General features: G+C 71.2%; 13 protein-coding genes. 7 read left to right on the top strand and 6 right to left on the bottom strand.

Translation table 11 applies throughout. The features are described from left to right. Window positions 1-70: 70 nt before the first annotated feature. From can to AACH10_RS05640, 5 genes are read left to right on the top strand one after another with little or no spacing between them, the layout of a single operon-like run. Window positions 71-751: a carbonate dehydratase gene (can, locus tag AACH10_RS05620; protein WP_341409387.1), complete on the top strand. Its 681-nt coding sequence runs from the start codon at window positions 71-73 to the stop codon at window positions 749-751. 48 nt (window positions 752-799) lie between these two features. Further along, window positions 800-2575, top strand: coding sequence for a bifunctional isocitrate dehydrogenase kinase/phosphatase (gene aceK / locus AACH10_RS05625; RefSeq protein WP_341409388.1), 1776 nt, complete (start codon window positions 800-802; stop codon window positions 2573-2575). 42 nt (window positions 2576-2617) lie between these two features. Next, window positions 2618-3799 (top strand): acetyl-CoA C-acyltransferase, encoded by a 1182-nt coding sequence (locus AACH10_RS05630; RefSeq protein ID WP_341409389.1) that lies wholly within the window; start codon window positions 2618-2620, stop codon window positions 3797-3799. A gap of 43 nt (window positions 3800-3842) precedes the next feature. Further along, window positions 3843-4511 carry an SDR family oxidoreductase gene (locus AACH10_RS05635; RefSeq protein ID WP_341409390.1) on the top strand — a complete coding sequence of 223 codons (669 nt, stop codon included), beginning with the start codon at window positions 3843-3845 and terminating at the stop codon, window positions 4509-4511. A gap of 36 nt (window positions 4512-4547) precedes the next feature. Then, window positions 4548-5678, top strand: coding sequence for an acyl-CoA dehydrogenase family protein (locus tag AACH10_RS05640; RefSeq protein WP_341409391.1), 1131 nt, complete (start codon window positions 4548-4550; stop codon window positions 5676-5678). 89 nt (window positions 5679-5767) lie between these two features. Here AACH10_RS05640 and AACH10_RS05645 read toward each other — a convergent pair whose 3' ends face one another. After that, entirely contained in the window at window positions 5768-6385 is a 618-nt protein-coding gene (locus AACH10_RS05645; RefSeq protein WP_341409392.1) for a hypothetical protein, read from the bottom strand. A gap of 169 nt (window positions 6386-6554) precedes the next feature. On the opposite strand from AACH10_RS05645, the gene AACH10_RS05650 reads away from it, so the two are divergent. After that, window positions 6555-8708, top strand: a complete 2154-nt coding sequence (locus tag AACH10_RS05650) for a hypothetical protein (RefSeq protein ID WP_341409394.1) — start codon at window positions 6555-6557, stop codon at window positions 8706-8708. 94 nt (window positions 8709-8802) lie between these two features. Continuing rightward, window positions 8803-9333, top strand: coding sequence for an ureidoglycolate lyase (locus AACH10_RS05655; RefSeq protein WP_341409395.1), 531 nt, complete (start codon window positions 8803-8805; stop codon window positions 9331-9333). 21 nt (window positions 9334-9354) lie between these two features. Here AACH10_RS05655 and AACH10_RS05660 read toward each other — a convergent pair whose 3' ends face one another. From AACH10_RS05660 to AACH10_RS05680, 5 genes are read right to left on the bottom strand one after another with little or no spacing between them, the layout of a single operon-like run. Continuing rightward, complete coding sequence (locus AACH10_RS05660; protein ID WP_341409396.1) at window positions 9355-10563, bottom strand: amidase; 1209 nt, start codon at window positions 10561-10563, stop codon at window positions 9355-9357. A gap of 5 nt (window positions 10564-10568) precedes the next feature. After that, entirely contained in the window at window positions 10569-11597 is a 1029-nt protein-coding gene (locus AACH10_RS05665; RefSeq protein WP_341409397.1) for an ABC transporter ATP-binding protein, read from the bottom strand. Next, window positions 11594-12655, bottom strand: coding sequence for an ABC transporter ATP-binding protein (locus tag AACH10_RS05670; protein ID WP_341409398.1), 1062 nt, complete (start codon window positions 12653-12655; stop codon window positions 11594-11596). Before AACH10_RS05670 ends, AACH10_RS05665 begins: the two co-directional genes overlap by 4 nt. Continuing rightward, the gene (locus AACH10_RS05675) at window positions 12652-13560 is read right to left on the bottom strand and encodes an ABC transporter permease (RefSeq protein WP_341409399.1); all 909 of its coding nucleotides are present in this window, start codon (window positions 13558-13560) and stop codon (window positions 12652-12654) included. The genes AACH10_RS05670 and AACH10_RS05675 overlap by 4 nt, the downstream gene beginning before the upstream one ends. Window positions 13561-13573: 13 nt before the next feature. Then, window positions 13574-14527, bottom strand: a complete 954-nt coding sequence (locus tag AACH10_RS05680; RefSeq protein WP_341409400.1) for an ABC transporter permease — start codon at window positions 14525-14527, stop codon at window positions 13574-13576. Window positions 14528-14536 lie beyond the last annotated feature (9 nt).

Below are 14536 nucleotides of genomic sequence, written 5' to 3' on the forward strand. Positions count from 1 at the left end.
GTTCGTAAACTGTGCGGTGCAACATGGCCGCCCCCGCCGCTGGGGTGGGGCGCCGGACGAGACCGATACGATGACCAACGCACTGGACGACCTGTTCGAGAAGAACCAGCAATGGGCCGCCGCCACCGAGGCGCGCGAACCCGGTTTCTTCACCCGCCTGCTGGCGCAGCAGACCCCGCAGTACCTGTGGATCGGCTGCGCCGACAGCCGCGTGCCCGCCAACGAGCTGGTGGGCCTGCTGCCGGGCGAACTGTTCGTGCACCGCAACGTCGCCAACCTGCTGGTGCACAGCGACCTGAACGCGCTGAGCGTCATCCAGTACGCGGTAGATGCGCTGCAGGTCAAGCACATCATCGTCGTGGGCCACAGCGGCTGCGGCGGCGTGCGCGCGGCGCTGCTGAACCAGCGCGCCGGCCTGGTGGACAACTGGCTGCGCCATGTGCAGGACGTGCGCGATGCGCACGAGGGCTTCCTGGCCGGCCTGCACGAGAGCCTGCGCGTGGACGCGCTGGTGGAGTTGAACGTGCTGGAACAGGCGCGCAACGTGTGCCACACCACCGTGGTGCGCGATGCCTGGCAGCGTGGCCAGGACGTGGTGGTGCACGGCTGGGTGTACGGCCTGCACAACGGTCTGCTGCAGGACCTGAAGCTGACCGCCGGCGCGCCGGAGGACGTGAACCTGGCCTACGAGACGGCCCGGGCGCAACTGCACCAGCGCTGGCGCCAGCGCAACAGTCAGCTCAACGCCTGAGCGCACACTGGCCCGCACGCACCGCGGCTGCCCAAGGATTTCGCGCCGATGTTTCCCCACCGCCTGACCGACCCCCGCGCCTACGACATCGCCAAGACGATGATGGAGGGGTTCAACCGCCACTACCGGCTGTTCTCGGAAACCAACCGCGAGGCCAAGCGGCGCTTCGAGCAGGCCGACTGGCATGGCCAGCAGCGCGCCCAGCGCGAGCGCATCGAGTTCTACGACATCCGCGTGGACGAGTGCGTGCAGCGCCTGCAGACCGGCTTCGACATCGGCACGCTGGCCGACGACACCTGGCAGCAGGTGAAGCTGCACTACATCGGCCTGCTGGTCGACCACCACCAGCCCGAGCTGGCCGAGACCTTCTTCAACTCGGTCACCACGCGCATCCTGCACCATAGCTACTTCCGCAACGACTTCATCTTCGTGCGGCCGGCGGTCAGCACCGAGTACATCGAGAACGACGAGCCCGCGGCGCTGCCGACCTACCGCGCCTACTACCCCACGCGCGAGACGCTGCGCGAGACGCTGATCCGCATCGTCGACAACTTCCAGCTGCAGCGCGAGTTCGAGGACCTGGAGCGCGACATCGACGACGTGATGCTGGCGCTGCGCGACGAGGTGGGCGGCAATGTGCGCCTGCGCGCGAACTTCCAGATCCAGGTGCTGAGCTCGCTGTTCTTCCGCAACAAGGGCGCGTACATCATCGGCAAGATCGTCAACGGCTTTGCCAGCACGCCGTTCGCGCTGCCCATCCTGTACGGCGCCAGCGGCAAGCTGCTGATCGACACGGCGCTGTTCACCGAAGACGACCTGCTGATGCTGTTCAGCTTTGCGCGGGCCTACTTCATGGTGGACATGGAGATCCCTTCGGCCTACGTGCAGTTCCTGCGCTCGCTGATGCCGCGCAAGCCGCGCAGCGAGCTGTATGCGGCACTCGGCCTGCAAAAGCAGGGCAAGAACGCGTTCTACCGCGACTTCCTCTACCACCTGCGCCACAGCAGCGACAAGTTCCGCATCGCCCCCGGCATCAAGGGCATGGTGATGCTGGTGTTCGACCTGCCGTCCTTCCCCTACGTGTTCAAGGTCATCAAGGACTACTACCCGCCGCAGAAGGACACCACGCGCGAGCAGATCAAGGGCAAGTACCTGCTGGTGAAGACCCACGACCGCGTGGGCCGCATGGCCGACACGCTGGAGTACACCAGCGTGGCCTTCGAGCGCGCGCGCATCGAGCAGGAGCTGATCGACGAGCTGATGAAGTTCTGCCCCAGCCTGATCGAGGAAGACGGCGACCAGCTGATCATCAAGCACCTGTACATCGAGCGGCGCATGATCCCGCTGAACATCTACCTGCAGGACGCCACGCCCGAGCAGATGAACCACGCGGTCATCGAGTACGGCAACGCCATCAAGGACCTGGTGGCGGCCAACATCTTCCCCGGCGACATGCTGTGGAAGAACTTCGGCGTCACGCGCCACGGCAAGGTGGTGTTCTACGACTACGACGAGATCGAGTACATCACCGACTGCAACTTCCGCCGTGTGCCCGCGCCGCGCAACGAGGAAGAAGAGATGTCCGGCGAGATCTGGTACGCGGTGGGCCCCAAGGACGTGTTCCCCGAGACCTTCGGCCCGTTCCTGCTGGGCAACCCGCAGGTGCGCGAGATCTTCATGAAGCACCACGGCGACCTGCTGGACGCCGCGTTCTGGCAGGGCCACAAGGAGCGCATCCTGGCCGGCCATGTGCACGACGTGTTCCCGTACGAGCCGCACAAGCGGTTCGTGAACCAGCGCGCGACGCGCGCCCCGAGCGCCTGACCCCTGCCGCGCCCGCCGCCATCCCCTCACCAGGAGCATTCCATGGCCACCGATCCCATCGTCATCGTTTCCGCCGCCCGCACGCCCATCGGCGGCATGCTGGGTGATTTCGCCTCGCTGGCCGCCTGGGAACTGGGCGCAGTGGCGATCAAGGCGGCCGTCGAGCGCGCCGGCGTGCCGGCCGACGCGGTCAACGAGGTGCTGATGGGCAACTGCCTGATGGCCGGCCAGGGCCAGGCGCCTGCCCGCCAGGCCCTGCGCCGCGCCGGCCTGCCCGACAGCGCCGGCGCCGTGACGATGAGCAAGATGTGCGGCAGCGGCATGCGCACGATGATGTTCGCGCACGACATGCTGGCCGCTGGCACGGCCGACGTGATGGTGGCCGGTGGCATGGAGAGCATGACCAATGCGCCGCACCTGATGTTCGCGCGCAAGGGCGTGCGCTATGGCGCCGCGCAGATGTTCGACCACATGGCCATGGACGGCCTGGAAGACGCCTACGAGCGCGGCAAGGCCATGGGCGTGTTCGCCGAACAGTGCGTGGCCAAGTACGGCTTCAGCCGCGAGGCGCAGGACAGCTTCGCCATCGCCAGCACCACGCGCGCCAAGCAGGCCAACGAGGACGGCAGCTTCGACTGGGAGATCGCTCCGGTCACCTTGCCCGGCAAGGCCGGCGACACCGTGGTCACGCGCGACGAGCAGCCGTTCAAGGCCAAGCTCGACAAGATCCCCGGCCTGAAGCCCGCGTTCAAGAAGGACGGCACGATCACCGCCGCCAACGCCAGCAGCATCTCCGACGGCGCGGCAGCCCTGGTGCTGGTGCGTGAGTCCACCGCCAGGGCGCTGGGCCTGCAGCCCATTGCCCGCATCGCCAGCCACGCCGTGCATGCCCAGGCACCGGAATGGTTCAGCACCGCACCGGCCGGCGCCATCGACAAGGCGCTGAAGAAGGCCGGCTGGGACGCCAAGAGCGTGAACCTGTGGGAGGTGAACGAAGCCTTCGCTGCCGTGACCATGGCCGCGATGGCCGAATACAAGCTGCCGCACGAGATCGTCAACGTGCACGGCGGTGCCTGCGCGCTGGGCCACCCGATCGGCGCCTCGGGCGCGCGCATCGTCGTCACGCTGCTGGGGGCGCTGAAGAAGCAGGGCCTCAAGCGCGGCGTGGCCGCGCTGTGCATCGGCGGTGGCGAGGCCACGGCGATGGCCGTCGAGATGATCTGACCTGCTGAAGCGGCGCACCAGCCTCCGACACCAAAGGGCATCGATGAAGAATGTGTTGATCGTCGGCGCCTCGCGCGGCATCGGCCTGGAACTGGTGCGGCAGTACCGCGCCGATGGCGTGCGTGTGGTGGCCACCGCGCGTGACGAGGAGGGGCTGGCGCGCCTGGCTGCGCTGGGCGCCCATGCGCTGAAGCTGGACGTGGCCAGCGCCGCCGGGTGTGCCGGCTTGGCCTGGCCGATCGATGGCGAGCAGTTCGACGTCGCCTGGCTGGTGGCCGGCGTGTACGGCCCGCGCAGCCAGGGCCTGCAGCCGCCCACCGAGGCCGAGTTCGACGCCGTGATGCACACCAATGTGCTGGCCGCCATGCGCCTGCTGCCGCAACTGGGCGAGGCGCTGGCGCCGGGCGGACGGCTGGCCGTGATCTCGTCGCGCATGGGCTCGATCGGCCTGCGCAGCGCCACCGCCGGCTGGCTGTACCGTGCCTCCAAGGCGGCGCTGAACTCGGTGCTGAAGGACGCCTCGCTGGCGCTGGCGGGCAAGGCCATCTGTGTCACGCTGCACCCCGGCTGGGTGCAGACCGACATGGGCGGCACCGGTGCTGACCTGACGGTGGAGCGCAGCGCCGCCGACCTGCGCGCCACCGTTGCGGGCCTGACCCCGGCCGACAACGGCCGCTTCCTCAACCACGACGGGCAAGCCCTGGCGTGGTGACGACCTACGAGATTTCCCTTCCCCGGAGACACCCCCATGCTGTTGCCTGACGACCATGTCGCCGTGCAGGACGCCGTGCGCGCGTTCGTGCAGGCCGAGATCGCGCCCCACGCCGCGCAGTGGGACAAGACCCACCAGTTCCCGGCCGCACAGCTCAAGGGCCTGGCCGCGCTGGGCTGCTACGGCGTGGCCGTGCCGCACGCGTACGACGGCGCCGGCCTCGACTACCTGGCGCTGGCCGTGATCCTGGAAGAGATCGCCGCCGGCGATGGCGCCACCAGCACCGTGGTCAGCGTCAACAACTGCCCGGTGTGCTCGATCCTGATGGCCTGGGGCAACGAGGACCAGAAGCAGCGCTTCCTGAAGCCGTTGGCGCGCGGTGACATGCTGGGCGCCTTCTGCCTGACCGAGCCGCATGTGGGCAGCCAGGCCGACGGCCTGAAGACCACCGCCGTGCGTGACGGCGATGACTACGTCATCCACGGCGTCAAGCAGTTCATCACCAGCGGCAAGAACGGCGATGTGGCCATCGTCATGGCGGTGACCGACAAGGCGGCGGGCAAGCGCGGCATCAGCGCCTTCCTGGTGCCCACGGCCACGCCGGGCTACACCGTGGCGCGCGTCGAGGACAAGATGGGCCAGCATGCGTCGGACACGGCGCAGATCCTGTTCGAGAACTGCCGCGTGCCGGCGGCCAACCGCATCGGCGAGGAGGGCGAGGGCCTGAAGATCGCGCTGTCGGGCCTGGAGGGCGGGCGCATCGGCATCGCCAGCCAGTGCGTGGGCATGGCGCGCGCGGCCTTCGAATGCGCGCTGGCCTATGCCAAGGACCGCCAGGCTTTCGGCACGGCCATCTTCAACCACCAGGCGGTGCAGTTCAAGCTGGCCGAGATGGCGATGCAGATCGAGTCGGCGCGCCAGCTGATCTGGCATGCCGCCGCGCTGAAGGACGCCGGCCGGCCCTGCCTGAAGGAGGCCGCGATGGCCAAGCTCAATGCCAGCGAGATGGCCGAGCGCGTGTGCTCGGCCGCCATCCAGGTGCTGGGTGGTTACGGCTATGTCAGCGACTTCCCGGTCGAGCGCATCTACCGCGACGTGCGCGTGTGCCAGATCTACGAAGGCACATCCGAGGTGCAGAAGATCCTCATCGCGCGGGCGTTGGCTTGATGGGGCACCCGGACTCGCGTTGACGCGAGTCCACCCGCCAAGCGGGTCGCGGGCCGGCTCCGGAGCGGCCGCGCGCTCGGCCCGCCGGATCAATCCTTCGGCAGGTACAGCCGGTCGGAGTAGGTCGCCAACCACTCGGGCCGGAAGGCCACGAAGATGGCGGCGAACATGCCGGTCATGAAGGCCTCGCCGCTGGCGGCGAGGAAGCGGCCCAGCATCAGGTCGCCGGGATCGGTGCCCACCGGGGCGCCGGTGACGGCCAGGGCCAGCGCGCCTGACACGGTGGCGGCGATCCAGGTGGTGAAGAAGCCGCGCGCCATGATGTAGACGAACAGGTGGCCGGGCAGCCAGCGCCGTGCGGCCGCGCCCAGCAGCATCGCCAGCGTGCCGGGCACCACGCCCAGCCACACCAGCCGGTGCAGGGCCTCCAGCCACAGCATGCCGCCGGCCAGCTTCATCACCAGCGCCGCGGGCAGCAGCGCCAGCATGGCCAGCGGCCAGCCCGCCAGCAGCACCAGCAGGCTGGCGCCCGACAGCGGCTGCACGATGGGTGCGCGCGCCACATGGTCGGCCGCCCACAGCAGCGGCAGCACCGCCCACCAGGCCAGCCAGGGCCAGGGCGGCCCGCCGCTGGCCACGGCACGCCAGGGCCGCAGGGCCAGCGCGAGCGCCAGCGCACCGGTGAGCAGCAGGGCATCGAGCAGCATCGGCCGATTCTGCGGCGCCACGGCCACCGGCGCTTGACCTCGGTCAGGCCGCCGGGTGCCCGGCAGCCCCGGCGTACCCGCCCCCGTGATCGCGGGGGGCTGCTGGTGAGCCCTGGCGGGTGGCCACGCGGCGTAAGCCGGTGTCCATCACCCCGCCCGAGCCGCCGCCATGTCCCAGCCTGCCCGCACCGCCCCGTCTGTCCGCCTGCCACACCATGCCCGGCCGGGCTCGCCTCGGCCGCCGCGGCGCCTGCGTGCCGCGCTGGCCCTGGCCGCCGTGCTGGCGCTGGGCGCCGGCCCGGCACAGGCGCTGGACTATGTCTGGCTGGGCCAGGTGGACACGCTCTGGTTCAGCAACAACACCAGCGTCGGCGGCGTGATCCGCAGCAACTGGCAGCCCAGCGCGCCGTTCAACGACGCCAGCACCACCATCACCGTCGACGGCCTGGCCGGCCGCGGCAACCGCGTGCAGGTGTCGTACATGTCGTACCTGAGCCCGTCGCCGTTCTGCAGCGGCAGCTTCCTCTGCGGCAGCGTAGGCCCGCGCATGGGCAGCCTGACGCTGGCCGCCGGCACCACCGCGGTGGTGGGCGGCAGCAGCGCCTTCGGCGACGCGTGGCAGTACGCCAACGCGGCGGCGCGCATGGAATGGATCGGCGCCGAGATGGGCGGTGCCGGCGTGGTCCACAACGCCGGCACGCTGCGCCTGAGCTCGCTGGGCAACCGGGCCATGGTGGGCGTGTACGGCACCGTCACGCTGCAGGGCAGTGGGCAGACCGTGCTGGACAACGGCTTTGCCGAAGGCACGGCCGAGGCGGGCCAGTCCAGCCGCCAGTTCTTCTACGGCGGCAACGGCGGCTGGGGCGATGTGCTGGTGGTGGCCGCCGAGCACACGCTGCGCGGGCGCGGCAGCCTGGGCGTGGCCAATGGCAACCTCGCGGTCGACAACCACGGCCTGATCCAGGCCGAGTCGGGCGGCCAGCTGGTGCTGGTGGGCCTGCAGGGCATCTCGCCGCCGCGCACGCATTCCATCGTCAACACCGGCACGCTGCAGGCCACCGGTGGCGCGCGGCTGACCGTGCAGGGCACGGTGGACAACCGCGGCGGCCAGATGGTGGCCCAGGCCGGCAGCGTGGTGGAACTGGTGGCCGGCGTCACCGGCGGCACACTGCGCACGGTGGACAGCGGCGTGCTGCGCGTGACCGGCGGCACTTCGGTCGTCAGCATCGCCGGCGCGCGGCTCGACGGGCTGCTGGAGGTGCCGCAGGGCAAGTGGCTGGGCCTGGGGCCGGGCTTCGTCAACGATGGCACGCTGCGCCTGAGCGGCACGGCGCCGGGCATCAGTTCGAGCGTCGGCGCCACCGTGCACGTGATGGAGGACATGCGCATCGACGGCAGCGGCCGCATCGTGATGGCCGGTGCGGGCGAGCCGCCGGCGCGCTTCACCGGCTACAGCGGCCTGATCGGCCGCGCGCCGGTGCTGACCTTCGGCTCCGGCCAGACGCTCAGCGGCTCGGCCCTGCTGGGCGGCGCCAGCACCAGCCAGCGCACGCTGGCCTTCGTCAACGAGGGCCGCATCCAGGTGGAGGACGGCCAGACGCTGCAGATCACCGCCGCCACGCTGCCCGGCCGCAGCGACAGCGTGGGCTTCCTGAACCAGGGCCAGATGCAGGTGCAGGCCGGCGGCACGCTGCAATCGCTGGCCAGCAGCCTGGGCAACGACACGGCCGGCCGCCTGGTGGTGGAGCGTGGCGGCATGCTCACTGGCACGCTGGTGCAGCTGGATGGCCATGTGACGGTGGACGGCAGCGCGCAGAGCGTGCAGCTCAAGGGGGGGCTGCTGGACGGTACCGGCACGATCACCAGCCTCAGCCAGACCGGTGGCGTGTTCGCGCCCGGGCATTCGCCGGGCACGGTGACCATCGAAGGCAGCTACACCCTCAACGGCGGTGACCTGGTGCTGGAGGTGGACGGGCCCGATGCCGCGCAGGCCGACCACCTGGTGATCGGCGGCGGCCTGAACCTCTACAACGGCCGCATCGTCGTCGACCTGAGCGACTACCGCGGTGGGGCTGCGCTGAGCTTTGCCGACCTGCTGAGCGTGGGCGGCGTACTGCGCACCCAGCATCCCACGCTGGGCACCCGCAGCAGCCTGGTCGTCACCGGCCTGGCGCCGGGCCGCGAGGCCAGCCTGGCCTGGACCAACGGCCAGCTGGGCCTGACCGTGGCCGCCGCCCCGGTGCCCGAGCCGGCCACCTGGGCGCTGTGGGCTGCCGGCCTGCTGGGCCTGGGCCGCCTGGCGACCCGCCGCGGCCGGCGCTGAGAACGGCGCTGAGAGCGGCGCTGAGAACGGCGCGGAGCGCGTCCACCTGGTGGGCGTCGGCCGTCCCTGGCGCGGCGCTTGCATCGCGCCCGCCATGACCGATGCCGAACCGCTTTCGCTGCTGCAGCCGCAGCCCCTCACGGCCGTGGCCTTTGCGCCCTATGGACGGGTGCTGCAGGCCCCGGCCGGTGCCCTGGCCGAGGCCGAGACGATCAACGCCGGCACCGCTCAACGGCTGGAACTGGTGCCCGACGCCCGCCTGGGCGCCGGCGCCGACCGGCCGGTGATCGCGCTGATGCGCGCCCAGGCGCGCACGCTGCCGATGGCACTGACCGAGCTGGAGCGTCACCGCCTGGGCAGCCAGAGCTTCGTGCCGCTGGGCGCGCTGCGGCGCTTCGTGCTGGTGGTGGCGCGGCCGGGGCCGGCGCCCACTGACGCCGCGCAGCTGGCGGCCTTCGTCACCGATGGCACGCAGGGCGTGTGGCTGGCGCCGGGCACCTGGCACCACGCGCTGCTGGCACTGGATGCGGGAGACTTCCTGGTGGTCGAGCGGCGCGGCGAGCTGCCCGATTGCGAGACCGTGGCGCTGGCGCCGCCGATTCAGCTGCTGGCGCCTGCAGTCTGACAGGTCCAGCGGCTGAGGCGTTCAGGCGCCCACGCCCGCCGCCGCCAGCTGCTCGGCCAGCGCCACCAGACTGCGGTCCGATCCGCGCGGGCCCAGCAGCGACAGGCCCATCGGCGCGCGGCCACCGGCCGCGTCGTCGCGCCATACCAGTGGCAGGCTCAGCTGCGGCAGGCCGGTCAGGCCGGCCAGGCACAGCAGGCGGATGGCGCGGTTGCGGTAGTCCTCCAGCGTGGCCTCGGGCGCGCTGCGCAGTGGCGCCACGTCGGGCATGGTGGGCAGCAGCAGCACGCCGTCGTCGTCCAGCAGCGCGTCGAGCCTGGCGCTGATCTCGCGGCGGTGGGCCCAGGCGGCGGCCACCTGCGCATCCGTCACCTGGCGCGACCAGGTGAAGCGCTCGGCCACGCCGGGGCCCAGCGGCGGGGCGTAGCGCTCGATCAGCGGGCCGTCGGTCAGCCAGGCCTCGCGGCCCTGGATGTGGCGGAAGTGCCAGTACATCGCGTCCAGGCTCTCGTGCACCACGTCGGCCGGCGTGGCGCCGCCCAGCACGGCCTGCACGCGGCCGGCCGCCTCCTTCACGGTGGCGGCGGCGTCGGGCACCAGCAGCGTCCACAGCGCGGTGGGCCACAGCAGCCGCACCCTGGCCGGCAGTGGCCGCGCGTCGGCACCCAGCAGCACATCGGCCACGCGGGCGAAGGTGGCGCTGTCGCGCGCGAACCAGCCGCAGGTGTCGAGGCTGGGTGACAGGTCCAGCGCGCAGGCCAGGCTGACGCGGCCGTGCGTGGGCCGCAGGCCCAGCATCGCACCATGGCTGGCCGGCGCGCGCACGCTGCCGCCGGTGTCGGTGCCGAGCGCGAAGTCGACCAGCCGGTTGGACACCGCCGAGGCCGAGCCCGAGCTCGAGCCGCCGCTGATGCGCTCGGGCACCGCGCCGTTGACCGGCGCGCCGAAGTGCGCGTTCTGGCCGTTCATCGAGAACGCCAGCTCGTCGGTGACGGTCTTGCCGGCAAAGGCCGCGCCGGCGTCGAGCAGGCGCTGCACCGTGGGTGCGGTGCGGGTCTTGATGCCCGACATCGCCAGCACGATGGGGTTGCCGCCGCCGGTGGGGTAGCCGGCCACGTCGAACAGGTCCTTCACGCCGAAGCGCAGGCCCGTCAGCACCCCGGAGGCCGCATGCGGCACCGGCGCGTCGGGGTAGGGCACGAAGGCGTGGGCGGGGTCGTGCAGGGGCATGGGGCTCACTCCAGGCTGGCGGCGGGCAGCGTCACGAAGGATTCTGCGCCTGTGGCGTCGGTGCGGTGGCAGCGTGCCACATGGCCGGGGGCGAGCGGCACGTCGGGCGGCAGCGCCTCCAGGCAGCGGCTTTGCGCCAGCGGGCAGCGCGCCGCGAAGGCACAGCCCGGCGGCAGCGCGGCCAGATCGGGCGGGCTGCCGCCCAGCGTGGGCAGGCGCTGGCCGCGCACCATGGCGCCGTGCTGGCGGCTGGCCAGCAGGGCCTGCGTGTACGGGTGGCGCGGGCTGCGGATCAGCTGTCGCACTGTGCCTTCCTCGACGATGCGCCCGGCATACATCACCGCGATGCGGTCGGCCACCTCCACCGCGGCGCCGATGTCGTGGGTGACGAAGATCACCCCCAGGCCGAGTTGCTGCTGCAGCTCGCGCAGCAGCAGCAGCACCTGGATCTGCACCGTGGCGTCGAGTGCGGTGGTCGGCTCGTCGGCCAGCAGCAGCTGTGGTCGGCAGGCCAGGGCCAGGGCGATCATCGCGCGTTGGCGCATGCCGCCGCTCATCTCGTGCGGATAGGCCGCCAGCCGCCGCTCGGGGCTGGGGATGCGCACCTGCTCGAACAGCGCCAGCGCGCGCGCCTGGGCCTGCGCGGCGCTCACGCCGGGCTCGTGGCGGCGGATGGCCTCGGTGATCTGCGCGCCCACGGTGTAGACCGGGTCCAGCGCCAGCAGCGGCTCCTGGAAGATCATGGCCGTGGTCTTGCCGCGGTAGTCGGCCAGCGCGCGGCCTTTCAGTGCCAGCACGTCGGTGCCAGCCACCTGCACCTGGCCGGTGATGGTGGTGCGGCGCTCGGGGTGCAGCTTCAGCAGCGTGCGCAGCGTGACGCTCTTGCCCGAGCCCGATTCACCGATCAGCGCCAGCACCTCGCCGCGCTGCACGCTCAGGCTCACGTCGCTGACCGCGCGCACCGGCTGGCCGGCGGCGCCGCTGCCGGCGAAGGTGACTTGGAGGTTGCGGATGTCGACCAGGGCTTCGCTCATGCTGCGATCTCCTGCGCGGCCGCCTGTGGGTGCCCGCTGCCCGCCTCATGCATCAGACAGGCCACGCCATGCGCGGCGCGCGCGGCCACCGGCTGCGGCGCGCGCTGGCTGCACACCGGGGCGGCCATTGCGCAGCGCGGGTGGAAGCGGCAGCCGCTGGGCGGCGAGATCGGGTTGGGCGGGTCGCCGGCCAGCGGCGGCTCCAGCGTGCGCTGGTCGGGGTCGAGCGCGGGCATGCTGGACAGCAGGGCCTTCGTGTACGGGTGCAGCGGCGCGTCGTACAGCGCCTCGGTGGGGCCCAGTTCGGCCACGCGGCCCAGGTACATCACCATCACCCGGTCGCTGATGTGGCGCACCACCTGCAGGTCGTGGCTGATGAACACGTAGGTCAGGCCGAACGCGGCCTTCAGGTCCATCAGCAGGTTCAGTACCTGGGCCTCCACGCTCTTGTCGAGCGCCGAGACCGCCTCGTCCAGGATCACCAGGCGCGGCTGCAGCGCCAGCGCACGGGCGATGTTGACGCGCTGGCGCTGGCCGCCCGACAGCTCATGCGGCCAGCGGCCGGCAAAGCGTGCCGGCTCCAGGCCCACACGGGCCAGCAGGTCGTGGGCGCGGGCAGCCGCTTCACGCCGTGGCACGCCATGCACCATGGGGCCGAAGGCGATGGAGTCCTCGATGGTCAGGCGCGGGTTCAAGGAGGCATAGCTGTCCTGGAACACCATCTGCACCTGGCGGCGGAATTCCTTCAGCGGCAGGTCGCGCGTGCCGACCACGCGGCCGTCGAACACCACCTCGCCGGCCGTGGGGGCGATCAGCTGCATCAGCAGCCGCGCGGTGGTGCTCTTGCCGCAGCCCGATTCGCCCACCACGCCCAGCGTCTCGCCCTTCATCACGCTGAAGTCCACGCCGTCCACGGCGCGCACCACCTTGCCGTCGGACGGCAGCAGGCCGCCGAGCAGGCCCTTCTTCAAGCCGAAGTGCTTGGTCAGGCCGCGGAGGGTCAGCAGCGGCTGGGCCGGGCCGCCCACATCGGTGTTGTCGAGCAGCGCGGGGGTCATCGCTTGTTGTCCATCGCCGAACGCAGGCCGTCCGACAGCAGGTTGAAGGCGATCGAGGTGATGAAGATCATCACGCCGGGCAGGGCCGCCACCAGCGGCTGGGTGTAGATGGCCGTGCGCAGCGTGTTCAGCATCAGGCCCCACTCGGGCTCGGGCGGCTTGACGCCCAGGCCCAGGAACGACAGGCCCGAGGCCAGGATCAGGCTCACCGCGATCAGGCTGGTGGCGTAGACGAAGATCGGCCCCAGCACATTGCCCAGCACATGCACGCGCACGATGGTGAAGGCCGAGGCGCCCGACGCGCGCGCGGCCTCCACGTAGTCGCGCCCCTTTGCCTGGGCGGTCACGGCCTCGGCCACGCGGGCGATCTGCGGCACGAACACGATGGTCAGCGAGATCAGCGAGTTGACGATGCCGGCACCCAGCGCACCACTCAGCGCGATGGCCAGCAGCACCGACGGGAAGGCGTAGAACACGTCGATGGTGCGCATGATGGCGCTGTTGATCCAGCCGCCCGCATAGCCGGCCAGGATGCCCAGACCCGAGCCGATGACGAAGGCCATCAGCACGGGGGTGAGGCCCATGAACAGGCTCAGGCGCGTGCCCACGATCAGGCGGCTGAGCAGGTCGCGGCCCAGTTCGTCGGTGCCCAGCGGGTGGCCCTCGGTGCCGGGCGGCTTCAGGCGCGAGAGCATCGCGCTCTGGTATGGGTCGGCCGGCGCCAGCGCGCTGCCGAACAGCGCCAGCACCAGCAGCATCAGCACCACCAGCGCGGCGCCCATGGCCACGCGATCGGCGCGCAGGCGGCGCAGCACGCTGGCCCAGTAGCCGGGGGAGGTCTGCACCGCGGCGGCAGCCACGGCATGGGCCGCGGGTGAGGCTGCGGCGGGAGCGAGGGTGCTCATGTTGTTGCCTCCATCAGCCACGGGCAATCCGCGGGTCGAGCAGCGACTGCACGATGTCCACCAGCAGGTTCAGCACCACGAAGAACATGGCCAGCACCAGGATGGTTCCCTGCAGCAGCGGCAGGTCGCGCTGGAAGATGGCGCTGTTGAGCAGGAAGCCGGTGCCCGGCCAGGCGAACACCGTTTCGATCAGGATCGATCCGCCCAGCAGGTAGCCCAGCTGCAGGCCCATCACGGCCAGCGCGGTGGGCGCGGCGTTCTTCACCACATGGCGGAAGAGCCCGAAGTCGGTCAGGCCCTTGGCCTTCAGGCCGACGATGAACTCCTGCGCCAGGATCTCGGCCACCAGCGCGCGCACGGTGCGGGCGATGATGCCCATCGGGATCACGCTCATCGTGGCCGCCGGCAGGATCATGTACTGCAGGTGTTGCCAGTCCCAGGCCCAGCTGCCGGATCCGTCGGGCCCGGCGCCGGTGGCGGGCAGCCAGCCGGTCAGTGCCGAGAACACGATCACCCCCACCATGCCCAGCCAGTAGTGCGGCACGCTGACGCCCAGCACGCTCAGCAGCGAGGCCAGGCGGTCGGGCCAGCTGCCCTGGAAGTAGCCGGCCACGAAGCCGAACAGGCTGCCCAGCACGAAGCCGATGGCCGTGGCCAGCACCGCCAGGCGCAGCGTGTTGCCCACGGCATTGAACACCTCGCGGGCCACCGGCCGGCCGCTGGCGATGCTGGTGCCCAGATCGCCCTGCAGCGCCCGCCACACCCAGGCGAAGAACTGCTCGGGCAGGCTGCGGTCGAAGCCGTAGATCTGGCGCATCTGCGCCGCCATCTCGGCCGACGCATCGGGCGGCAGGATGGCCACCAGCGGATCGCCCGGCGCCAGGTGCACCAGCGCAAAGCACACCAGCGCCACGCCGGCCATGATGGGCAGCGCGTAGGCCACGCGCTGCAGCAGGGTGTTCAGCATCGCGGCGGT

Source organism: Pseudaquabacterium inlustre (assembly GCF_038066595.1).
Classification (GTDB): Bacteria; Pseudomonadota; Gammaproteobacteria; order Burkholderiales; family Burkholderiaceae_C; genus Pseudaquabacterium; species Pseudaquabacterium inlustre.